Consider the following 23,498-nt stretch of genomic DNA (forward strand, 5'->3'; position numbering starts at 1 on the left):
TATTCTTAAAGAGCTTTTAACGCAGCTTCATAATTAGGTTCGTCTACAGTTTCGTTTACTTGTTCTGTATAGGTTACAGTACCATTTTCATCAATAATAACAATAGAACGAGAATGTAAGCCTGCTAAAGGTCCTGTAACAATTTCCAATCCATAGTCTTTGCCAAATCTACCAGCAGCAAAATCAGATAACATTACTACATTTTCAATACCTTCAGCACCACAAAAACGATCTTGAGCAAAAGGTAAGTCTCTAGAAATACATAAAACTTTAGTGTTTTCTAAATTGGCTGCTTTTTTGTTGAATTCTCTAACAGAGGTAGCACAAGTACCTGTATCAACACTTGGGAAAATATTTAAAATTAATCTAGTACCATTAAAGTTATCTAATTTTTTAATAGATAAATCAGTTGCAACTAACGAAAAATCAATTGCTTTAGTTCCTATTTTAGGTAGGTTACCTATTGTTTCAATAGGGCTCCCTTTTAGTGTTATTGATGCCATTTTATTCCAGTTTTAATAAAAATCAAAGGTAGTTAAATAAATTAAAAAATAAATAAGATAAAGTTGGAGCACCTTTAAAAAACTTATCTTCGCAGCTTGAAAAATGGATAGAAATTGAATTTACAACAATATACATCTGAGTTTAAATATAATTTAAAACTTGCAGCTCCTGTAATGTTAGGTATGTTGGGACATACTTTTGTGAGTTTTATAGATAATATAATGGTAGGGCAATTAGGAACTGCTGAGTTGGCAGCAGTTTCATTAGGAAATAGCTTTATGTTTATAGCTATGTCTTTAGGTATTGGTTTTTCTACCGCAATAACTCCTTTAATTGCTGAAGCAGATTCTTCAAATAATTTTACGCAAGCAAAATCTACTTTTAAGCATGGACTTTTTTTATGCACTATGATGGGGCTTGTACTGTTTTTAGCTGTTTTCTTTTCGAAGCCGTTAATGTATTTAATGAAACAACCTATAGAAGTAGTTGAGTTAGCGATTCCATATTTAGATTTGGTAGCCTTTTCATTAATTCCGATGATTATTTTTCAGGCATTTAAACAGTTTAGCGATGGAATGTCGATGACACGTTACCCTATGTATGCAACATTAATAGCTAATGTGTTAAACGTGCTACTTAATTACTTACTTATTTATGGAAAGTTTGGTTTTCCAGAGTTAGGAATAGTAGGAGCTGCTTATGGAACATTACTTTCAAGGTTTGTAATGGTAGTATATCTATGGTGGTTGTTAAGTAAAAAGGAACGTTCAAAACGCTTGGTAACCAATATTAAGTTTTTTGTTTTAGATACTTTGATGATTCGAAAAATATTAAATTTAGGTACACCAAGTGCTATGCAAATGTTTTTTGAAGTAGCTATTTTTACGGCAGCAATTTGGTTAAGTGGATTGTTAGGTAAAAACCCTCAAGCAGCAAATCAAATAGCATTGAATTTATCTTCCATGACATTTATGGTAGCAACCGGATTAAGTGTTGCTTCTATGATTAGAGTGGGGAATCAAAAAGGATTAAAAAATTATAAAGAATTACGAAGAATAGCGTTTTCAATCTTTTTTTTAGGAACAATATTAGCGGTTGTATTTGCTACTTTCTTCTTTGTTTTTCATAAATCATTACCAAATTTATATGTTGATTTAAGCGATGCTGAAAATTATGCAGATAATATGGAGGTAATGAGTATAGCAGCAAACTTATTAATTGCTGCCGCAATTTTTCAGATTAGTGATAGTATACAAGTTGTAATGTTAGGTGCTTTACGTGGTTTACAAGATGTTAAAATACCTACATTAATAACTTTTATATCGTATTGGATAGTTGGTTTTCCGATTAGCTTTTTCTTTGGAGCAAAAGATATGTATGGTAGCTTTGGTATTTGGTTAGGATTACTAGCAGGATTAACTACAGCGTCAATCTTATTATTTATACGATTTAACAAATTAACTATCAAACTTATTAAAACAAAACACCATGAACTTACCTAAATTTTTATTAGCAGATAATAGTAAACACCCAGAAGATATTTTCGTTTTGCATACTGAATATCCTCGTTTTTTAATTAATTTAAAAGACGATGAAGTTGAATGGTTTGAAGATTTATCAAATGAAAATGAACAAGATTTAGCTAATGAGTTAGAAAGCTTAATTGAAGCTGCAGGATTGTTTTATGATGCAGAAATGGAAGGGTTAGATTAAAAATTAGCCTTCTAAAAATTCAATAGGGTTTAGATAAAACATTTTTTTCCATCCTTGTCTTTCTGAATCAACCTTCCATACATAAGGTATTATAGTAAGTATAGAGTAGTGTAAATGTGGAGCTTTTCCAGCGGCATTCCCACTAGTTCCGACAGTACCAATTACTGAGTTATTATTTACAAAAGTTAAAGAAGATGTTTTTACGTTTTCTAAATGTGCATAATAATGTAGCCTCCATTTTGGACCTAAAACTAGTACTGTATTTCCGCCCATACTTGTTTTTCCAGAAAATAAAACTATTCCAAGAGTAGAAGAAGTGATTTTAGTATTTTTCTTAGCAAAAATATCAACCCCTTTGTGAGTAATTGATTTTCCCCATGGGTAATACCAAAATGATTTTGGGTTGTAATCTGATTTGGTAGCTCCCTTAACAGGCATTTTTAAGTTTTGAGGAATTAAAAAACCTGTTAATAGAAGCACTAAAATAATAAGAACTCTTCTTTTTATTTTAATAGCTTTTACCACCAAAGTTCTGTTTTTTCTTCTTTCCAAAGAATTAATCTGAAATCTTCATAATGATTTCCATTACCAATGGTATGTGTATCTCTGTGTCCCTTACCTAACTTTAATTTATGAAGAATTCCAGCATAGGTGCTTATCCATAAAGTTTGATTGTTGTCAGAAATTGTAATACCGCTTATGGTAGAGCCAAGATAATGTCGCCAAATACAGTTCCCGTTTTTATCAAAAGCTTTAATGTAACCGTAAGCATCACCTAAAATGTAATAGTCTTTAGTAGTTGTACCAACATACACTCTCATTTCATCATCAATAACCTTAAAATTATCTGCTTCATCTACATAAGATTCAACTTCTAATCCGTTTAAGTTCTTAGCATCAACCCCTATGGTAATTCCGTTATAAAAATGACAAGAGTTTGTAATAAGTTGTTTGTCGTCTTTAGAAAATAGGCAAAAATGAGGATAAGAAGATTGCGGACCAATTTCTCCAATTTGATTTCCTTCATTATCTAATACTCGATGATCAAAAGATTGATCACCAACTACAATATATTTATTGTCATTAGATAAAGCAGCGTTTTCCATGTCTATGTATGGTTCCCATTCTTCATCTTCTAAATCGGGCAAAGGATGTATCATGTGTGTCTTGTTTTTAGATATTAAAAATATTCCTTCTGAAGTAGTAATAAGTACTTTTTTCCCATCGTTGAAGGGTGTTATATTTGAAATACCTAATTCATTTATATCGCCTAACTCAAAAGTTTCAATAATTTCTCCATCCCATTCTTTACGTGTAATTAATGTTTTTGGAGTTTTAATTGCAAAAATGTTGTTTTGATGAGATTTTCCTATGGCATCAATGGTATTATCTAATTTAATAAGTGTTCTGTTGTTTAGAAGATAGGCTTGTCTTTTTTGATAGGCGCTACCTGTTACAAAAACGATTTTTTCATTTTCAATAAAGCATAGCTGTTCAATACTTTGTCCTTTTTCTTTAAAATATTTTATTAATGGAGTATGAGCAGGTGGGTATTGTTTTCTGAACTCTTCAATATGTCCAGTTTTATTGGCTTCTCTTAACTTTTGTACCACGACATCAGCTAAATGGTTACGGTTGTCTTCTGGTTCTTTACCTTTCCAATTTTCCCAACCATGTTCTTCACCAAAAGCAACCATTTTATTTATCTCAGAGGCATAAGTTTCGCCTATGTTATACCATTCTTGTTGTATTTCTTTGTCGTTTGCTTTACTAGTCTCCATTATATACTTTTACTTTTTAAATATGTTTTACTTTTTTAAAGCCAATCAGCTTCAATTCCTTTTTCTTGAAATTCTTCTAAAAGTGAATCATTTTCGCTGTAAAGAAGAGAAATATTTTTTAAGTTAGGAAGTAGTTCAGCATCAACAGCAGAGTTTACACTAAATACATCATCTTCACCATCCCAAAAGGGAATAATTTGACCATAGATTTCGTCACCACCATCCATGTCTAGTTCTTCAATGTTTTCAACCATTTCTGAAGTAATTTTTAAGTTTTTAAAATGTTCTAATACTTCAGGAATAATTTCATAACCTTCTTCTTCAATAACATCATAAGCTTCTGAGCTAGATAAGTTTCGCTGTTTTTCTATAAACTCATAAACGTCTAATTTAGGCTCTAATACTTCTTGAACATACATTAATTCATTAATCACTGCTAGTTTAAAGTTTAATTCTTTAAAATTTAATTGATTACTCATAGTCTACTTTGTGTTTTAATTAGCAAGAGGTTAAGTGTAGAAAACACTTAATAGCTTTTTTGGGTGAAATTATTTATAAAAACAAAGGCAATCGACACGAAATTTGTTAAAAAAAATATAAGATTAGCTTGTGAATGATGATTAAAGTTTATGAAAGAAACGCAATAGCGTATTTCTATCACTATTGCGTTTTTAGGTCTATTTAGTTATTTGATGTGTCCAAAAAGCACCACTAATATCAGTTATTTTTAATGTATATGTTCCTTTAGAAAGATTAGAAAAAACTTGATTTTTGAAAATCATTTTAGCTTTAGCACCCAAAGGCACAACCAAGCTGTGTTTACCTGGTTTTATTTTAGCAACATAATAATTTAAGATGTTTTCATTAGTTAAAGAAGCTAAGTCTTTTTGAGAATACTGAATAGCAGTATTATTTTGTTGGTTTGATAATTCAACAGAGATAACCCAAGAACCGTAAACATCAACACCCTCTGTTCTAAAAAGGTCAAAAGAAAGTATATCGTTGCTAATTTTACCTTCTGTTATTTCTAATTTAGGTTTTACTGATTTGTTATGAAGTGTTCCCCAAACTCCGCCATGAAATACTTGGTTTGTGAATAAAGTCATTCCTAAAATAGCCAAGGACCCTATTAAAACAAATTTTGGAAAAATATGGTTCTTAATTGGTATAACTCCTGACCCTAACCATGCAAACCATTTCTTTTTAGTAAAGGAAAAATTGTTTTTTATGAAGTAGTTGTCTATTGAATATTTACCGCTGCCTGTTAAAAAAAGTACATAACCTGTTGCAATTCCAAGTACACCAATTTGCCATTCGTCAAGACATGTTGTACCTATCCAACCAGAGCCAAGGAGAATTCCCATTGCTAACCCAAATACACCTATACTCATTATTCTGGTAAATAAACCAAATATGATGAATAAACCTACAATTCCTTCAATAATGGTAAATATTACCATGTTTAACCATAGGATGTCAGGATTTTCTACTAAATATTGAATAAGAGGTTTAATGCCTAAAGCGTTAGGGAGAAAATGATTGAATTTTTCTCCAATGTACCCAGCTACTTCAGGATCAAGTTTATTAGCTAAAATTGTTCTTCTCCAAAAGGCAGAAAAATATGTCCAGCCAATAACTAAACGTATAGCAAGAACTAAAAGTCCAGAATCATTTTTTATATTGTTGTTAATCATTTTTTTATTTAAGTTAAGTGAGGCTAGCTATTTAAACTTAAGGCATAGCCACGAGTTACATAAACATTGTTATGTAGGTTGTTATTGTTTTACTTGATGTTGTTAAATTCTACTTTTTATTAAAGTAAACTATTAAGTGGAAAGTGGTATTAAAGATAAACCTTAAAGTTTTTAAATAAAATATAAAGAGGAACTGAAGTTGTTACATTTCTCTTTTTTTGATAATCAATCCTTGTTTTGTAATGAAAAATTTCACCAAAGCTAAAAGAAAGGTTAAAAGCTCTATTTATAAAAAAAGGATAAACCTTAATAGAAGAAGGTATTGTTTGTAGTAGAGAAATGTCTGTAACCTCACGACTATAGCAACTAAGATTGCTCGTGGTGGTCTGACTTTTACTCGAAACCTCTGTAAGAGGAACACTAAGTTCTGCTTGTATAAAGTTTCTAACCTTACAGGGAGAAAATAGCAATAAAAATACTAGCCCTACTATTGGAAATAGGGATGATGTATTGGGTATTTTACTGTGTTTTCTCACATTGTAAACTTATAAAATAAAAGGAGTGTTGTTTGTTATAGTTTTCTTAATAAAGTTACTGTATTTGTAAATGCTCCATTTCTTTATTGGCTAAAGTCTTTCTACCAACAACTTTAAAACCTAGCTTTAAATATAATTTTTTAGCATTAGGGTTGTCTTTATCAACCAAAAGACCTAATGTTTCACTCTTTTTATGAACATATTCATCAATTAAAAAGGTTAGTATTTTAGAACCAACACCTTTACCTTGGTAGCTAGGGTTTACACCAATACAATCAATATAATACTCACCAGGCTGGGTTTCGTATTCGTATGTTAGTTCTTTATTAAACATGGTTTTTATTAATGCAGCTACTGGTTTTCTAAGTTTTTTTAAATCTGCACCATCATATATGTTAGCTGCAGCAATAGTTTTATTGTCACTTTCTATAACCCAACAGTTTTCATAAGAGTATTGGTTGTTTTTTTGAATAATTAATGCCTCTAAAAAGGCAAGTGCTTTTTTTGTAGAACTTTCTCCTATAAATTTATAAACAATGTCTTCCATTGCTAATAACATATAAGAAGCAATTTCTTTAGTGTCTTTAGTAGTGGCTTTTCTTATAATCATAGTGAGTTCTTTAATTAATTTTATTTCTAACTATTTTAACATTCATACCGAAAGACTTTTTATATGTTATAATTTTTACTTTGTTTCTAGATATAGAATTCCCTTTTTTAAAACTACTATAACTAGTAATATTTTTATTAAGTATTGTAACGTTTCAAAAAGTATAAGCTTCACTTCCCCAGAAAGAAGTAGAGTCATTGTCTGTTTTTTACATGAATACAAACTAAGTAGTAAAATTACTAGTATAAAGATTCTTATTTTCTTAAAAATTCAATTTTTACAAATTTATGTAGTCTATGATTAACTTTTCCTTTATTTCTCAAGTTTATGTGCTGAGGTCGGTATCTTCCCATTCAGTACCGTTAGAAAGCATCCATGTTAACGAATGTCTACGTTCATGTATAACTCCTCCATTTCCAATAGGCTCGAAGCCATCAGGGGTAGTGTTTCCTCCTAGTTGAGCACTTCTTACAGCATTATGCAAACAGTAAAATAAATCTTCTTTTTCTGCTAATTTTTCTTTTTCTAGAGTGTGTTGCTGAGGAAGCCAATCATTAATTAAAGTATCAAGTGGACAAGTATAATTTATTAAGATTTCCTGCATTTGCTCACCAGTCATCATTTGACCAGAAATTTCAGGCTCGTCATAACCAAAGTACCAAGCAAGTGGCCATGCGTTTTCAAACTTCCAACCAATAGAATTTCTTAACTCAATATCATTTCTAGAAGCATCAAGTATTTCTTTTTCCTCTAGGGTCATGTAACCAAAAAGTTTATTTTGATTAATGAAGTTAATTATTTTTTCGTCGGGTAAATTTTCTGAAGGCACCATAAGCCATAAAACAAGAGCTTTTATAGCGTGGAGTCTTCCTGCAATTTCATCAGCAGGTCTTAACTTTGTTTCTCTAATTGTAGGGAGAGAACTTGCAGGATGAAATCCGGCGTCTAGACAAGTAGTAATTGATTGAGATCTAACTATTGAAGAATCTTTTTGAGTTGTTTGAGTATTATTCGTTGAAGTTTTTTTTCTGTTAAACCATCCCATAGTTTGTTTTTTATGTTTGTAAGTTTATAGCTTATTTTTGGTGAAAATATTTATAATAGTAATAGGTGTTGTTATAGAATTTGTTAAAATATAGTAAAGATTGATAAGAAATTTATGTTACTACTTTTTTCATAGGTTTAAACTGTTTGGTAACATTATTATTATCTTAATAAATAAAGTTTAAGTAATTTTTATTTAATGTGTTATAAATAAGTGTTCAACGTTTTTAGTAGTAGACCTAGAATAGGTAAGATAAATTAACATAGCGTAACTAAAACTTAGTTGTTTTTGTGCTGTAATAAAAACTTAAAAATCTATTACCTTCGCAGTATGCAACAAACAACAAATACAATTTTAATGGTCCGTCCTGCAAACTTTAGGATGAATGAGCAAACAGCCGTAAATAATTATTACCAGCAAGAGTTGTCAGGAATGTTACCTGCATCAATCAATGTTAAGGCACAAGAAGAGTTTGATGCTTTTGTAGAAAAATTGCGAGCTGTAGGAGTTAGTGTAGTAGTTACTGAAGATACCAAAGAGCCTAATACACCAGATGCATTATTTCCAAATAACTGGATTTCTTTTCATGAAAACGGAGACGTAGCTATCTACCCGATGTTTGCAGAGAATAGACGTTTAGAACGTAGAGAAGACGTGTTGGAAAAACTAGAAGAGAAAGGTTTTGTAATTGAAAATGTTGTAGACTATTCAGAAGCAGAAGAGGAAGGGATTTTTTTAGAAGGAACAGGAAGTATGATTTTAGATAGATACAATAGAAAAGCCTATTGTGCCTTATCACCACGTGCAGATGAAGAATTGTTTATTGAGTTTTGTGAAGATTTTGAATACACACCTGTAATTTTTACAGCAAATCAAACAGTTAAAGGAAGGAGAGAAGCTATTTATCATACAAACGTAATGATGTGTGTTGCGGAAAGTTTTTCAGTGGTATGTTTAGATTCGATAGATGATAAAAAAGAAAAGAAAAACGTATTAAAACACTTAAAGTCGGATGGAAAAGAAGTTATTGCCATCTCAGAGCAACAAGTAACACAATTTGCAGGAAATATGTTACAAGTTAAAGGAGTAAATGACGAGCGTTACTTAGTAATGAGTTCTTCCGCCTTTAAATCATTAAACCCAAATCAAATTAAAGCTATAGAAAAACACTGTAAAATACTGCACAGCTCTCTAGAAACTATAGAAACCTGTGGTGGAGGAAGTGCTCGTTGTATGATGGCTGAGGTTTTTTTGCCAAAAGCCTAAGCAACCATTGTATTTGAAATTTTATAGTTTTTATAATACTGCATTAAAATAAAAGAACAGATAACTGAAGAAGCAATTCCTTCAATAGCTAATGCAAATACAACTAGTGGTAAACTTAAATTTTGCCCCCAGAAAGAAGATTGTTCAAGTATTGTCATAAAACTAGCATCAATAAAATCTACATATATAATTAGCCCAAAAACAGTTAAGGCTACAGCAATTATTGAGGTTCCAATTCCTAATAAAAAATTACTGAAATATAACGACTCATGGTTTTTAACAATGTTGGTTTTTATAGCCCTGTTAATACCATAAAGAACGAAAGCAAAGTTTAAAAAACGTAGTTCGGATATATCTTCTAATCCAAAAATTTTCATAACTAAAAAAAAGCAAACAATACCCGTAAAAATTAGCATTGCATTGTTAAAGATGATTTTATTGCTCGACATAATAATGCATTTTAAGAGTTAAACGTCTTAAAAATACAAAATAAAGTAATGAAAATCAATTATTTATAACAAAGCTTCTTTTAAAATAGTTACAGGATGTTTTGCTAAACGCTTTGTTCCGTCATAAATTTGATGACGACAACTAGTACCAGCAGCGACTATTTCTGTATCAACCGAACAGTTTCTAACCTTAGGAAACAACGTATCTTCCCCCACTTGCATACTTACTTTATAGTGTTCTTTTTCATACCCAAAAGATCCTGCCATACCACAACAACCAGTATTCATAATGGTCACCTTGTAGTTTTTAGGAATGTTTAAAATAGAAAAAGAAGCGTGTGTACTAGACAAAGCTTTTTGGTGACAATGTCCATGTATTTTAAGCTCTTTAGTTTCATTGCTAAATTTAGTGGTGTCTATAGAGCCTTTAGTATGTTCTTTAGCTAAAAATTCTTCAATAGTGTAACAGTTTTCAGAAAGCTTTTTGGCTGTTGTTTTATCATCTGCTAAACGTAAGTACTCATCTCTAAAGGTTAAAATAGCCGAAGGTTCTAATCCAATTAATGGAGTTTCTTCAGAAATTAGTTCTTTAAAAGTGTTTACATTTTTATTAGCAATTTCTTTAGCTTCTTTTAAAAAACCTTTTGAGATATAGCTACGCCCACTTTCTTCGTGGTTCACGGTTTTTACTTCATATCCTAGTTTTTCCAATACAACAACTGCGTCTTTTCCAATTTCTGCATCATAATAGTTGGTAAACTCATCATTAAATAAATACACTGTTTTTTTAGAAGCTATTGGTTTATGGTTTTCTAACCAAGTACTTAAAGGTTGTTTTGCTAACTTAGGAACAGAACGTTCTGTGGCAACTCCCATAACCTTTTTAGCTAGAGTAGTATTGGTAAAGAAATTTGTTAGTACAGGGAACTTACTTCCTAATTTATTGTATTTAGCATTGTTAGCAAATAATTTACTGCGGAAAGAATATCCGTTTGTTTCTTGATATTGGTACAAGAATTCTGCCTTCATCGAAGCAATATCTACATTACTCGGACATTCACTAGCACAAGCCTTACAACTCAAACATAGGTCTAGGATATCTTTTAATTCTTTAGAATCGAACTTGTTTTTAGCGGTATTATTCGTTAAAACTTCACGAAGTGTATTGGCTCTAGCACGGGTAGTTTCTTTTTCGTTTCGAGTTGCTCGATAACTAGGGCATAAAGTCCCGCCAGCTTCGGGAGATTTACGGCAATCACCTGAACCGTTACATTTTTCAGCTAGTTTTAAAATACCTTCGCTATCTGAAAAATCTTGAATGGTTTCAATATTAGGTTCATTTCTATCAACCTCATAACGCAAACTTTGATCCATCGGAAAAGCATCAGTAATTTTTCCTTTGTTGAACACATTGTTCGGATCAAATGCTTTTTTTATTCTTCGTAATAATTGGTAGTTGTTGTCACCTATCATCAACGGAATAAATTCCGCACGCACAATACCATCACCGTGCTCACCACTAAACGATCCTTGATATTTTTTAACTAACTCAGCAGTTTCAGTAGTTATTTTTCTAAATAATACTACGTCTTCCTTTTTCTTTAAATTCAAAATAGGACGTAAGTGTAGCTCACCAGCTCCTGCATGTGCATAATACACTGCTCTTTGCTGATATTTATCCATAATTTTGGTGAATTCCTCAATATAGGTAGGTAAATCTTCCAAGGCTACGGCAGTATCTTCAATACAAGCTACCGCTTTATCGTCTCCAACAATGTTTCCTAATAATCCTAAACCTGCTTTTCGTAGCTGATGTACTTTAGCAATGTCTTCGCCATATACTTTAGGATAGTGGTACCCAAAATTGTTTGCTTTTAAATCTTTAATAAGTTTATCGGCTAATATTTCAGCCTCTTCTATAGTGTCTGCAGAAACTTCTAACATTAACACAGCTTCCGGATCTCCTTGTAAAAAGAAACGGTTTTTGGCTTGCTCACGGTTATTTTTAGTACAATCTAAAATCACTTTATCCATTAATTCACAAGCATAGAGTGTATGCTTCATGGTAGTAACAGTAGCTTTTAAGCTTTCGTTTACACTAGTAAAATGCGGGCATACCATAATACTTTGCGTAGGAGGTAGGTCGTCTAGTTGAATCGTAATAGCCGTTGAAAAGACTAAGGTTCCTTCACTTCCTGATAAAAATTTAGCAGGGTTGATAGTTGGTTCTGTCCCACCAAATAAATCGGAAGTTAAAAATTCATCAACAGCATATCCTGTATTTCTTCGGTGAATGCTTTTTTTTGGGAATTCTTTTTTTATTTCTTGCTGAACAGCTTCTTGAGAAAGTTCTGTATAAATAGCACGATAGATATTTCCTTCTAACGAATTTTCTATTTTCTTTTGATTGAATTCAGCTGAAGTAATTTCAGAAAAAGTAACTTCACTACCGTCACTTAACAAGCCTTGAATAGCAATTACTTTATCACGAGTTACTCCATAACGAATAGAAGTACTTCCTGAAGAGTTATTACCTACCATTCCGCCAATCATACAACGGTTAGAGGTTGAGGTATTCGGACCAAAAAACAATCCGAAAGGTTTTAGAAAGCGGTTTAAATCGTCACGAATAATTCCTGGCTCTACCGTAATGGTTTTGTTAATCTCATCAAAAGCCAGTATGTTGGTAAAGTGTTTAGAAACGTCAACTACAATTCCATCTCCCACACACTGTCCTGCTAATGAAGTTCCTGCTGTACGCGGAATTAAGGTGATGTTATTTTTAGTAGCAAAATCAATTAATAGTTGAATATCCTGTATGTTTTTAGGGTAGGCAACTGCTAGTGGGATTTTACGATATACTGAAGCATCGGTTGCATAAATGTTTTTATGTAGGTCGTCAAAAAATAGTTCGCCAGTTAGTGATTTTTTGAACGTTTCTAGTTGTGTTGTTTGTACCATTATCTTAATTACCTAAAATGTGGGTAGTGTTGTTAATTATTCTATTGGAATGTGACGCTTAAAACAAGTATCGAAACATATAAAAGTATCGGTTCCTGCCACTCCTTTGATTAAATGTACGTTATCGTATAGTATTTTTTGTAAATGTTCGTTGTCTCTAGCAAATATTAAAATAAAAATAGCGTAGTAACCAGAAACAAAATTACATTCGGTTATTTCGGGTATTTTTTCCAACTCGTGCATTACTTCTTTAGCAAAGCGAGCTTCACGCAATCGAATACCTGTGTATGATTTGGTTTTATAGCCTAAGCTTTTTTCTTCTAAAACAAGCTCCGCATTTTTAATCACACCTTCAGCGGTTAGTTTTTTAATGCGTTGATGAATTAAGGAATTGGAAACTTTTAATTCTTCCGCAATTTGCGAATAGGCTTTACGAGCATCTAAACGTAATTTTGAAAGTATTTGTTTGTCTATATAATCAAATTGATTTTCCAAAAGAATAATTTTGTTAGAATAAACTTAATATAAGCTACAAGATAAACAATCGTTTTTAACGAAAAAAAAGTGTAGCTGATAATGCAAATATACGGCTACACTTTTTCAATATTCTATTTTATGCTTAAGCATTTATTACTGCTAAGCAGTTTTGTATGCTTTCATCTTGCATGTCTTCATACCATTTTGTTAACTTATAAACAGGTTCACCTAAATCTTTTTCAAATAAAGATTGATTTGAAGTACCTTCATATTCTCGTTTAGCATCATCTGTTCCTAAGTTTGAAGCAAAAATTCCTGCAGCACTTACAGGTAAGAAATCTTCGTAAACCATAGGTTCTATGCTTAAATAGCCATCCTCTAATAATTGGTTTACATCTGCTTTTGTATACACTTTTTCTTTAGATAAAGTTTTTGCTTTATCGGTAGCGAAATAATGGAAATATGCCAACTCTTTTGAGTGTAGCTCTTCATAGTTATCAGGAAAAACTTTAAAATTTTCTGCTAATAATTTATTGTATTCTGAGGCGTTTTCGGCAGTTGGTGATCCACCAATAGCTTTACGTGTTTTACCTAACAGTTCATGATACAAATCAAGTCCTTTTTGAGTTAATGCTGCACCACGTTGTTCTATCTCACCAAAACGAGCTTTGTGTTCACCTATTTCTTCTTTTTCAGCATTGTTTTTAAAAGTTACTTTTTCGGTCAATGCTTTAAAACTTGTTTGGCGTAATAGAATAGGGCATTTTCTTGCAGGAGGTCCTTCTATATTATCTTTTGGTGGAATATTACGAGTTTCCATACTTATTTGCACCTTGTCTATATCTAAAGTTCTAGGGGTTAGGTGGTTGATGTGAGGGCCTTTGAAAGCAACTACATCAGCAATTAACCTGTGTTGATTTAGTAAAGCTTCGTACATTTTATAATCTACGGTAGCAGTATCGTGCCAACGAAAAGTTTCTAATGCTTCTTGAACAAAGGTTTCGGCATCTTCTTTATTTAATCCTCCTTCTTTTTCAGATTTATCAATGAGTTGTAAAACTTTTTCTGTAAAAATTTGACGTTTTTCTAAAATAGTTTCAACATTGTTACGAAGCTGAGTATCATCAATTAAATCTAAACGTAATAAAGAGGTAAAAACTCTGAATGGAGCTTGGTTAAGGGCGGTGCTTTCAATAGCTCTAAAAGCTGTAGAATGAACAGGAACACCAGCTGGGGCTAAATCGTAGTAGCCAACAGGATACATTCCCATTACTTTAAACAGACGTCTCATAGTAAATAACTCATAGGGCTTACCTAAACGAATTGCTCCGTGGCGTTCCATATTTAATCGAGTTAATTCGCCAGTATGTGCTAACTGCTGTTCAATTTCTTTAGACTCAGAAAGAACATTATCATTGATATCATGAACCAAATCAAGTAACTCACCATAAAGTGGTACCTCATTTTTGTACATATCAGACATAATTTTAGAGAAGCGGTTACGAATGTACTCTGGAGAGACAAATTCTTCAGTTGTATTAGTAAAACTTTCTAGTTTATTTTTTGATGACATAGTTTATTGAGATTTGCTACAAATTAAATAAATTTAATTTTTTTTAGTGTGTTTAAAAATGAATTTTGTTTTATTGGTGTTTATTTTGAGTTGATTTGATTTTATGTGTGTTTTTTTAAACCAAAAAGACAATTTTTCACAGAAAAAGTGTTTTTTAAAAGTCAATTTGACTTTTTTAGTACACAAGCTTTGATGAAATTTTAATATTATTAGAGAGTAAGTTAGTATACATATTCTAAACAACAAACTTAAAAGCTTTACTATCTTAAGAATAATAGAGAATAATTGTTTTCATAGATGGAGTTCCTGTTGAATTTTAAGAAGAATTTACAAAAGGTAGTTTGTTATTTAAAATGGTTTATATATCTGATTTAAATATTTTTTCAAAAGCATTGTATACAGCTTCATGTAAAGCATCTCCATGAGTTTTATCTTCTAAAAAATCAAAGTGAAGTTTTGAATTTTCAGTTGCTTTATCAAGTAGCTTGTTGTATAGTTCTTTGGCAGTTCTTTCCATAATTGGGCCTTCTTTACCAACTGCAATGTAAATGTTCTTCTTAGTGGTATACTTTACTGGTGTGAAGGTCAAAAGTTTTTCAGCATCCCACCAAAGACTAGGGCTTACAATTATGTAGTTGTTAAAAAGGTTGGGAGTTTTAAATAAAACTTCTGTAGCTAAAAGCCCTCCAAGTGATTGTCCGATTAGTGTTTTGTTATTAGTGACTCTGTAGTTGGCATTAATAAAGGGTAACAGTTCTTTTTGTAGAAACTGAATAAACTGCTTAGATTTCCCAGAAGTAGGAAACTCTTTTTGATCGATTTCAAGAGTAGAAGGGTAAGTGAAATCTCTTTTTCTATCTACATTTCCAATACCAACAACAATAGCTTCAGGGAGCATATTTATCCATGGGAAAGAACCAAATTGAACAATTCCAGCAATGTGAATAAAATCCTCATTTTTTGAGCCATCAAGTAAATAAATGACCGGATATTTTTTTGAGTTATTGGTGTTGTAGCTAGCAGGAAAATAAATATTTAATGTTCTGTCCTCTTTTAAAATAGCCGATTTTATTTGAACAGTTTTTCCAATAGAAAAATCACTTTCATTAATTTTTTTAGGGATTTTTTGAGCAAAACTAGCGATAGTTATAAGTATAGTGGTAAGTACCGAAATTTTATGCATTATTTCATGACTTTTTGATATTTAAGTAAATATAGAATACTTTTTTCAGATTTTATTATAAAAAAAGTCTCTAGTTTTACTTAAATTAGGAAAATGAATTATTGCATTTAAGCTTGCATGCATAGAGATGTTTTATTTTAAATAATTTAAAAATTTCAGAAGAACTGTTTAATTAATTGTGTTTTTTAATACCAAGCACTAGTGGTTTCGAGTCTTTGTCTAACAAAAATAAAGAAAGGTTTATAAATGAAAATGCTATATTAATAAGCGAGAAAAAAGTTTGATATGTATTTATGTAATTTAAATTATCAACTTTATATGTTATTATAATCAAAGAGGCTAAACTTATAATATAAACTATAAAACATAAAAAATAGTTCAAGAAAGAAAAAGTAGTGTTTTTTAATCTCATGTAAACCAGTTTTAAATACCACATAATAATTAAAAGACCAGTAAAACCAAGAATAATTGATTGCCAAAACATGTTTCGATTAAGGAGATTAAGAGTATTGTTATTACTAGCGATACCAAAAAGAGTAATAAAAAGTATAGACAAGACAAAAATGATAATAAGTAAAAAACCTAATTGATTAATAAATTGAAAGATGGTTAATCTTCCTTTATTGTAAACATCTTTTACATAGTGTTTTGTCCCTTTTAGAATCGAAAGAATGAATATGGAACTTACTCCTAAAAGTATATAAATCCCCATATTAAATAGATGATAATTTTTTACTTCATTATTTATTTCTACTCCTAATAAATTAGAAAGCGTTCCTGTGCTAGTAGTTGTTTTTAAGAAAGTAACATCAAAAAAAAGAAAGATGAATATTCCGGTTAGTACACCTACCCATACTTTAGAATTAAGGTCTTTAACTCTTTTAATTGCTAGAATAATAGAACTGTAAAAAAGTATAAAGTTAATAGGCAAATAAGGGATAGTAAATGGCTGTATAATTTGATATGTAGCTAATTTTTGAACTCCTTTATGGCTTATAAATGCTGTGATACTGATATTTGTGATAAAATTAATAACTAGAGAGAAGGCTAAAATGAATAAAATTATTATTCCAAATAAAAATTCTTTTTTATTAATCGTTTCTCTTGGGTCAAAGAGTAGTTTTATTATTTTGTAGTTCATAGCTTTTTATAGGTTTATTAATTAAACAAGTTGTGGTTTGTTAAAGTAAAAAATTAAATGTTTTGTGTATTAACTAGGTTGTTTTCATGCTTTTCATTTAATTCTAAGTAATTATCTTTTCCAAAAGAAATATAGTATAAAGGATATAGAATAATAATTCCTGCAAGAATTAAAAAAATGAGACTTTTTGAAAACATAAATAAAGCAACAAGTAACATCATAATTGTTCTTATAATTCCCTCGTATTTAAAACTGTTAAGAGTTAAGGTGATGGTTTTATCATCGGTAACATTTATATTTATTTTTTGACTACCACACCAAGACGCTTTGGCATAGATTTCATACCTGCCGTTTTCTACTACATATTCTTTGTTTTCTTTTTTTATTAAACCTAGTTCTTTTTCATTAGCATAAATTTTAGCACCAACAGTGCTTTCAATTTTAATTTTTCCCATATTCACTTATTTAATGTTGTTTGTATAATAGAAAGAACGAAGAAACTTTTTTGGTAATCACTTTATTCTTTTTGTATTTACATAGCAGTTAATTTATAACTATAATTTTTGTCGAAAATATTCATAAAAAAAATGTTAGGCAAGTATAAAAAGAGTTTAATAAAAATCTAAGCCTTAAGTAATTCTAAGGCTTAGATTATATATTAAAGCTTATTGTTTTTTAAACTACTATTAATTAGAAGAGCCCATTTATTTGCCACTAGTAATTCGTTGCTAATTAACAGGTCTTTTTTTTCATCATAAATAATAATTGAAGTAGTTTCATTATCTTTTATAAAATTCAACTTTATTAATTCAATTGTTCTATCGTTTATGCTTCGTGTTTTTTTAATAACAATACATTCTTCAATTGTTTGTAGATTAATGACTTCTTTTTGTATGTTTTCTTCAGATTGTTTAAAATAGAAAAGATAGTTTTTAGATTTGTCAATTCCTAAAACAAAATCATTACAAAATTCATATTCTTCTATATTACAGTTATATTCTAGAGAAATATTATTTAGTATTTGAAGTTTTTTCTTCTTTTTTGTTAATTGTTTTTTACGTACAAGTATAAAAGGAACTATACATATAACTAATAGTACAGCACCAATGATTATGGTTCCTAAATCCATTTATTTTTAATTAAATTGGGTTTTACTCTTAATTAATTATTAGTTAAGAGTATATTTTTTATGATAAAATTGATTAGTTGAATATTAAAGTTCAAAAAAATCACCAATGGTAATGAAAAGGAAATATTAAATCAGATTTTCTATAGTTTACTATAGTATTTCTTGATAAAGAAATGTATTGAATATATTTTCTGTTGAAAAATAATTCAACAGATTTAAAATTGATGCCTGCTTCTGAGAATGTGTTTTTTACATTAGTAGAAGGAAGGTTGTTAAAGTGATTGGTAAGATTTTCTGATTCTGTAGTGTGCTGTAACCCCTTAGAAGAAAGCTTTTGTTTATATTCTTTAAGAGCAGAATTAGGTTTGCGTAACTTATTAGAAAAAGATTGCTCTTCTTGAGTATACCCAATAGCGGTAAAATATACCGTTGTAATAAAAAGTAGACTTAGAAATTTCAAAACCTTATTCATACTGCAAAGTTACTTTATTAAATAATACTAAAACTCATAAAAAGTTAATTTTTAAGACTTTCATTAACTTCTTTAAAAACACTTTTTTTATCAGCAAGAACAATTAAAATATCAGCATTATTTATTGTAGTTGAACCATTAGGAGTAATATAGTTACCATCTCTTTTTATCATGGCTATAATAGCGTTTTTAGGAAAGTTTAATTCAACAATTTTTTTATTTGCCGATTTGCATGATTCTGTAATTATAATTTCTTGCATTAAAGCTTTTGGATTTTCTTCTAACAACATATCTGTGGCACTTAATTTTTTTGTTTCTTCAGGTAAAGCAACGTTTAACCATTTTGCAACAATACTAAGTGTTGTACCTTGTATTATAATAGAAGTAACTGATATAAAAAATACGATATTAAAAATAATATTAGCTTTATCTATACCAGCTAAAAGAGGGTAGGTAGCAAATACTATAGGAACGGCCCCACGTAGGCCAACCCATGAAATATAAAAACGCCTCCTTAATTTCATTTTAAAAAAAAGTAAACTAATAAAAACTCCTACAGGTCGAGCAATAAAAATTAAGAAGAGTGAAATAATAAGTCCAATACCAATATAAGGAACAATTTGTGAAGGAAAAACAAGTAGTCCTAAGGTTAAGAACAGTACTATTTGCATTAACCAAGCTAATCCATCAAACATTTTTAAAATAGTTTTTTTATGAATTAAGTTTTGGTTTCCTAAATAAACAGCACAAATATAAATAGCTAAAAAGCCATTACCACCTATAAAATCAGTGAAAGAAAAAGTAATAAACATAAGTGCAATAACCAAAACAGGATACAACCCTTCAAAATCAAGTTTTATTGAGTTTATTATTTTTTTGCTAAGTATACCAAACAAAAAACCAGCAATAGCACCAAATATCATTTGTTGTAAAAATAAAGGTATTATAGAGGTTAAGCTTTGATCTTGATGAATAACTAGTGTTAAAAAAGCTATAGTTAATACGTAAGCCATGGGGTCGTTACTACCACTTTCTAGCTCTAAAGTAGGACGCAAGTTTTCTCTTAATGCTAAGTTTTTAGAGCGTAAAATAGAGAATACAGCTGCAGCATCGGTAGAAGAAACAATAGCACCTAATAATAAGCTTTCATATATCGTAAAGTTGGTAACATTCCAAACAAATAGTCCTAAGGAAACAGCGGTAAGCAATACTCCTAAAGTAGAAAGTGCTAACCCTTCTTTAAGTATAGGTTTAACAGCTTTCCAATTTGTATCTAAACCACCAGAAAATAGAATAAAATTTAAAGAAACAATTCCTATGAATTGTGCGGCTTTTGAGTCGTCAAAAATAATTCCTCCAATACCATCAGAGCCTGCAAGCATTCCGATACTTAAAAAAAGGAGTAGAGTAGGAACTCCAAATTTATAAGATGTTTTTCCTACAATAATACTTATTAAAAGTAATAAAGACCCTATTAATAAAATGTTCTCAATGGTTAAATTCATACAAGGAATGTTTTAAACAAAGATATAGGTTTTAGTATTTTAATAAGTGAGATTCATGCAAAGAAAAAGCCAAAGCTGTACAGCTTTGGCTTAACTAATAAAACCAAGTATTAGTGTCATCGGAGTTAGCTAACCAATGAACTAATGTTGTTAGTGTCAACTATATTTTTAATGCAGGCTAATAATTTTTGTCATTAACCACTTTTCATGTTCTTTTTTCCAGATAGCAATAAACTTGCTAGGAATAGATTTAGCGTTAGGTTCTCTATTATTAAAAAACTTATGATAACCTATTTGAACGGCTCCATACTTATTAATAGGGTATACTTCAATGCTATCCTTTATCAAGGTACGAGTAACCTTACCGCAAATATTTTTTTTAGTGGCAGCTATGATTTCATTTTTAGAGGTAGATAAACCACCCTTGTCATGAAAGAATTCAATATCATCACTTAAAATACCTGCTTGTGTTTTCATGTCACAAGTATTATAAGCGTTAAAGAATATACTATCCATTTTTACAATTTGATTGTGTAGATAAATATCAACAGGTTTGTAGTTAGGAATTTCTTGTACTTGTCCATTCATTACCCATGAAAGTAAGAGTGTGTATAGAAGTGTAACTATTTTCATAAAAAAGTTACCCTTAAAGAAGAAGTCAAATAAATCATTCATAGTTTTTCAGTTTATGCATTTACCAAGTTTTAAAGCTTAAAGCTCCTTCTTCATTATACAGTCTACGGAATCCTTTTGATATAGTATCTAATGTACTGTTTGAAACTTTAATACTACCTACATACCCATCGTTACAATCAATTTCTAAAACTAGATTGTCAATTGTTTTATCATTATTAAATTTAGCGCTAACAATATCAATATCTATGTTTTTACGATCTTTAAACCAGTTGATTAATTTGTTAAGTTCACTTTCAGTAGTTTTCTTTGAGATAATAAATTCAGCTTTTGTATTATTAATTGTGCTGTCAAATAAGAAGCTTACCTCATCATCATTATCAGAATCCCAATCGTCAGAATCTTCATTATTAATATCTTCTTCATCACAATCTAAACAGTTAAAGCCTTTAGAAGTCATTTTAAAATGATGGTTGGCCATATCACGGTCGTATACATTTTGGACGTTTTTTACATCATCTAAAAAGTTACGAGACGAACCTTCAAAGTATATAGTTGTTCCTTCAGGAATGTATAAAACAGCATCAATTTCTTCATCTTTCCACATGTTCTTGTATTCGCTAATAAAAAAGGCATCAAAAACAATAGTATTGTTTGCTGTTTTAAAGTTGTACTGAATAGCTTCTGCATTACTGTTGGCATCATTTCGCTTTCTTCCTTCAGAAGTTTTCTTTATTTCTATATAAGCATTACCAGTTTCACTCTTACGGACATCGATATTTATATCGTTAGAGTATTTCATTTCTTTATCATTTACATGAACAGATACTGAATTATCTCTATTACGCAAACTATGTTGATAGTAAATATTATCATCGTTTACTACTCGTATTTTTAAAGGCTCTTCTTGATTGTAGGTAATACTATGTTTTGAAACATGTGCACCATCGTAAGCATGTGTGGTAAAATATTCAATACCAGAGAATCCGATTGCTAATAAAGATACTAACCAAAGCCCGAATAATGTTAAAACTGTTGCAATACCAAGTCTTTTAACATTAGGAGATAAAATTCGTAATCCTAAAATAAATAGGACAACAAAAGGAATTCCTATTAAGAAAAATACAAATGTCATTAACAACCATTTAGGCATAGCCGAATCATAAAAGAAAGGAGGGTAGTGAATCATGTCTCCATCAAAATTTAAGATTTCTAAGCTTCCTACAGAAAATAAGGTTAGTAGCAATGAAATGATTGTAATACCAGCGATAAATATTAATAAAACGCCCATGAATTTACCAAACACTTTGAATACGGCTAGTAAAATTTTACCCATAGTGTCTATGAAATCCTGAAAACCAGATTTAGTTTGGTTACGTAGTTTTTGATAATCAGCATTTGAAATTTTATCCGATAAATCATGGGCGCCTTCCTTTACCTTTGAAGAAAGGTTTTCAAACTCATTACGAATTTTTTTTTCAATATTGTCAATATTTACAGCTTCACCCTCCATCTGTAACTTTTCTGAAGTAGTTTTCGCTTCTGGAAGGATAACCCATAAAATGATATATCCTATAATTCCAAAACCAAATCCTGCTAATGTTAAAATAAGGAAAGCTAAACGAATCCAAACCACATCGATATTAAAATAATGCCCAAGTCCAGAACATACTCCTCCTAGAAACTTGTCATCACCATCTCTAAACATTTTTTTGTTAGAAGTATTTCTCTTATAGTTGAAAGAAGTATTTTCGCTATACCCTTCTTCAGCTTCCGCATAGTCTTCAGGTTGCCCCATGATAGCAATAATTTCTTCAATATCACTTTCATTTACTACTTGACGAGCATCGGTAATTCTTTCAGATAGTAACTCACTAATACGAGCTTCTATATCTGCAATAATTTCATTTTTTCCTTGCGGATCATCGCTTAACGAACGAGCGATGGCATCTAAGTATCGTTTTAATTTCTGATAGGCAGTTTCATCTATGTGGAAGAAAAATCCGCCCAGGTTTATATTTATTGTCTTATTCATCTTTAGTTGATTTTGTACTTGTTACTTGGTTTACTGCGTTTACTAAATTATGCCATGTTTTGTCTAATTCTTTCAAGAACATTCCGCCATTTTCTGTGAGTACGTAATATTTTCTTGGAGGTCCAGAGGTTGATTCTTCCCATCTGTAACTTAATAATCCTGCATTTTTTAAGCGGGTAAGTAACGGATATATGGTTCCTTCAACCACAATCATTTCAGCACTTTTAAGATTTGAGAGTATTTCAGAGGTGTATGCATCTCCTTTTTGTAAAATAGATAAGATACAGTACTCTAAAACTCCCTTACGCATTTGTGCTTTTGTGTTTTCTATCTTCATGTAATGCGGTTTATGGGTTATTTTATAAATTTTATTGTAAGTGGATATTTATACATTTCACCTTTATTAGCTTTCATGGCTGCTATAATTATCAGCGCTACTTTAATAAGAGCGACAATACTTACAACAGAAGCGAATCCAAAAATACCAAACAATCCTCCGTGTCCATGGTATCCACCAAAGTCGATATCTATACCATCAAATCCGTTGAAAATTCTTCCGAAGAAAAAAGGAATAAAAGAAAGGCCTAGTATAAAAATGTATAAACTATAACTGATGTTAAAATTAACGGCCTCTTTACCATGTTCATCTAAAAAAGGACTTCTCTCTTTTAAGGTTTGCCATAATATAAGCGGGGTGATAATACTTCCTAAAGGAAATAAATACCCTGCAAAAGCAGAAATATGTATTAAAAAAGCATTGGTATTTTGGTTGTTGTGTTGCATAGTGAAAT

General features: G+C 30.5%; 24 protein-coding genes. 3 read left to right on the forward strand and 21 right to left on the reverse strand.

Going from position 1 to position 23,498, the window contains the following annotated elements:
* Positions 1–5: 5 nt before the first annotated feature.
* On the reverse strand, positions 6–503 hold the full coding sequence (gene tpx, locus ACXIHB_RS15445) for a thiol peroxidase (protein ID WP_047789290.1): 498 nt from the start codon (positions 501–503) through the stop codon (positions 6–8).
* A gap of 114 nt (positions 504–617) precedes the next feature.
* On the opposite strand from tpx, the gene ACXIHB_RS15450 reads away from it, so the two are divergent.
* Together ACXIHB_RS15450 and ACXIHB_RS15455 are read left to right on the forward strand one after the other, a co-directional pair.
* Positions 618–2,006 carry an MATE family efflux transporter gene (locus ACXIHB_RS15450; protein ID WP_462098592.1) on the forward strand — a complete coding sequence of 463 codons (1,389 nt, stop codon included), beginning with the start codon at positions 618–620 and terminating at the stop codon, positions 2,004–2,006.
* On the forward strand, positions 1,993–2,217 hold the full coding sequence (locus ACXIHB_RS15455) for a hypothetical protein (protein ID WP_073181286.1): 225 nt from the start codon (positions 1,993–1,995) through the stop codon (positions 2,215–2,217). The genes ACXIHB_RS15450 and ACXIHB_RS15455 overlap by 14 nt, the downstream gene beginning before the upstream one ends.
* Before the next feature lie 3 nt (positions 2,218–2,220).
* On the opposite strand, the gene ACXIHB_RS15460 is transcribed toward ACXIHB_RS15455, so the two are convergent.
* The 6 genes from ACXIHB_RS15460 to ACXIHB_RS15485 all read right to left on the reverse strand — a co-directional run bounded on the left by ACXIHB_RS15460 (position 2,221) and on the right by ACXIHB_RS15485 (position 7,883).
* Positions 2,221–2,769 (reverse strand): M23 family metallopeptidase, encoded by a 549-nt coding sequence (locus ACXIHB_RS15460; protein WP_394420769.1) that lies wholly within the window; start codon positions 2,767–2,769, stop codon positions 2,221–2,223.
* Positions 2,736–3,998: a hypothetical protein gene (locus ACXIHB_RS15465; RefSeq protein WP_462098593.1), complete on the reverse strand. Its 1,263-nt coding sequence runs from the start codon at positions 3,996–3,998 to the stop codon at positions 2,736–2,738. The genes ACXIHB_RS15460 and ACXIHB_RS15465 overlap by 34 nt, the downstream gene beginning before the upstream one ends.
* Before the next feature lie 35 nt (positions 3,999–4,033).
* Positions 4,034–4,477, reverse strand: coding sequence for a DUF6892 domain-containing protein (locus ACXIHB_RS15470; RefSeq protein WP_159492484.1), 444 nt, complete (start codon positions 4,475–4,477; stop codon positions 4,034–4,036).
* A 198-nt stretch (positions 4,478–4,675) separates the two neighbouring features.
* Positions 4,676–5,692, reverse strand: coding sequence for a TQO small subunit DoxD (locus tag ACXIHB_RS15475; RefSeq protein WP_462098594.1), 1,017 nt, complete (start codon positions 5,690–5,692; stop codon positions 4,676–4,678).
* A 591-nt stretch (positions 5,693–6,283) separates the two neighbouring features.
* Positions 6,284–6,838, reverse strand: a complete 555-nt coding sequence (locus ACXIHB_RS15480; RefSeq protein ID WP_462098595.1) for a GNAT family N-acetyltransferase — start codon at positions 6,836–6,838, stop codon at positions 6,284–6,286.
* 325 nt (positions 6,839–7,163) lie between these two features.
* On the reverse strand, positions 7,164–7,883 hold the full coding sequence (locus ACXIHB_RS15485) for a DUF4272 domain-containing protein (protein ID WP_462098596.1): 720 nt from the start codon (positions 7,881–7,883) through the stop codon (positions 7,164–7,166).
* 330 nt (positions 7,884–8,213) lie between these two features.
* On the opposite strand from ACXIHB_RS15485, the gene ctlX reads away from it, so the two are divergent.
* Positions 8,214–9,149, forward strand: a complete 936-nt coding sequence (ctlX, locus tag ACXIHB_RS15490; RefSeq protein WP_349265007.1) for a citrulline utilization hydrolase CtlX — start codon at positions 8,214–8,216, stop codon at positions 9,147–9,149.
* Here ctlX and ACXIHB_RS15495 read toward each other — a convergent pair.
* The 14 genes from ACXIHB_RS15495 to ACXIHB_RS15560 form a co-directional block, all read right to left on the reverse strand.
* On the reverse strand, positions 9,146–9,598 hold the full coding sequence (locus ACXIHB_RS15495) for a hypothetical protein (protein ID WP_047789280.1): 453 nt from the start codon (positions 9,596–9,598) through the stop codon (positions 9,146–9,148). The genes ctlX and ACXIHB_RS15495 overlap by 4 nt on opposite strands.
* A gap of 63 nt (positions 9,599–9,661) precedes the next feature.
* Positions 9,662–12,559, reverse strand: a complete 2,898-nt coding sequence (locus tag ACXIHB_RS15500; RefSeq protein ID WP_462098597.1) for an FAD-binding and (Fe-S)-binding domain-containing protein — start codon at positions 12,557–12,559, stop codon at positions 9,662–9,664.
* A gap of 36 nt (positions 12,560–12,595) precedes the next feature.
* Positions 12,596–13,054 (reverse strand): Lrp/AsnC family transcriptional regulator, encoded by a 459-nt coding sequence (locus ACXIHB_RS15505; RefSeq protein WP_462098598.1) that lies wholly within the window; start codon positions 13,052–13,054, stop codon positions 12,596–12,598.
* 124 nt (positions 13,055–13,178) lie between these two features.
* The gene (hglS, locus tag ACXIHB_RS15510) at positions 13,179–14,609 is read right to left on the reverse strand and encodes a 2-oxoadipate dioxygenase/decarboxylase HglS (protein ID WP_462098599.1); all 1,431 of its coding nucleotides are present in this window, start codon (positions 14,607–14,609) and stop codon (positions 13,179–13,181) included.
* A gap of 358 nt (positions 14,610–14,967) precedes the next feature.
* Positions 14,968–15,792 (reverse strand): alpha/beta hydrolase, encoded by an 825-nt coding sequence (locus ACXIHB_RS15515; RefSeq protein ID WP_159616058.1) that lies wholly within the window; start codon positions 15,790–15,792, stop codon positions 14,968–14,970.
* 172 nt (positions 15,793–15,964) lie between these two features.
* Entirely contained in the window at positions 15,965–16,933 is a 969-nt protein-coding gene (locus ACXIHB_RS15520) for a hypothetical protein (RefSeq protein WP_437824402.1), read from the reverse strand.
* Positions 16,934–16,986: 53 nt separating this feature from the next.
* Positions 16,987–17,388, reverse strand: coding sequence for a hypothetical protein (locus ACXIHB_RS15525; protein WP_073183051.1), 402 nt, complete (start codon positions 17,386–17,388; stop codon positions 16,987–16,989).
* Positions 17,389–17,591: 203 nt separating this feature from the next.
* Positions 17,592–18,062, reverse strand: coding sequence for a hypothetical protein (locus tag ACXIHB_RS15530; RefSeq protein ID WP_462098600.1), 471 nt, complete (start codon positions 18,060–18,062; stop codon positions 17,592–17,594).
* A gap of 100 nt (positions 18,063–18,162) precedes the next feature.
* Positions 18,163–18,534, reverse strand: coding sequence for a hypothetical protein (locus ACXIHB_RS15535; protein ID WP_047789415.1), 372 nt, complete (start codon positions 18,532–18,534; stop codon positions 18,163–18,165).
* A gap of 44 nt (positions 18,535–18,578) precedes the next feature.
* Entirely contained in the window at positions 18,579–20,039 is a 1,461-nt protein-coding gene (locus tag ACXIHB_RS15540) for a potassium/proton antiporter (RefSeq protein WP_462098601.1), read from the reverse strand.
* Between the two features lie 168 nt (positions 20,040–20,207).
* Positions 20,208–20,714 (reverse strand): nuclear transport factor 2 family protein, encoded by a 507-nt coding sequence (locus ACXIHB_RS15545; RefSeq protein WP_462098602.1) that lies wholly within the window; start codon positions 20,712–20,714, stop codon positions 20,208–20,210.
* A 19-nt stretch (positions 20,715–20,733) separates the two neighbouring features.
* On the reverse strand, positions 20,734–22,707 hold the full coding sequence (locus ACXIHB_RS15550; protein ID WP_462098603.1) for a PspC domain-containing protein: 1,974 nt from the start codon (positions 22,705–22,707) through the stop codon (positions 20,734–20,736).
* Positions 22,700–23,044, reverse strand: a complete 345-nt coding sequence (locus ACXIHB_RS15555) for a PadR family transcriptional regulator (RefSeq protein WP_047789417.1) — start codon at positions 23,042–23,044, stop codon at positions 22,700–22,702. Before ACXIHB_RS15555 ends, ACXIHB_RS15550 begins: the two co-directional genes overlap by 8 nt.
* 17 nt (positions 23,045–23,061) lie before the next feature.
* A complete protein-coding gene (locus ACXIHB_RS15560; protein WP_047789418.1) occupies positions 23,062–23,490 on the reverse strand; it encodes a DUF4870 domain-containing protein in 429 nt (142 codons plus the stop codon).
* Positions 23,491–23,498 lie beyond the last annotated feature (8 nt).

This window comes from Tenacibaculum sp. IMCC1 (genome assembly GCF_054906355.1).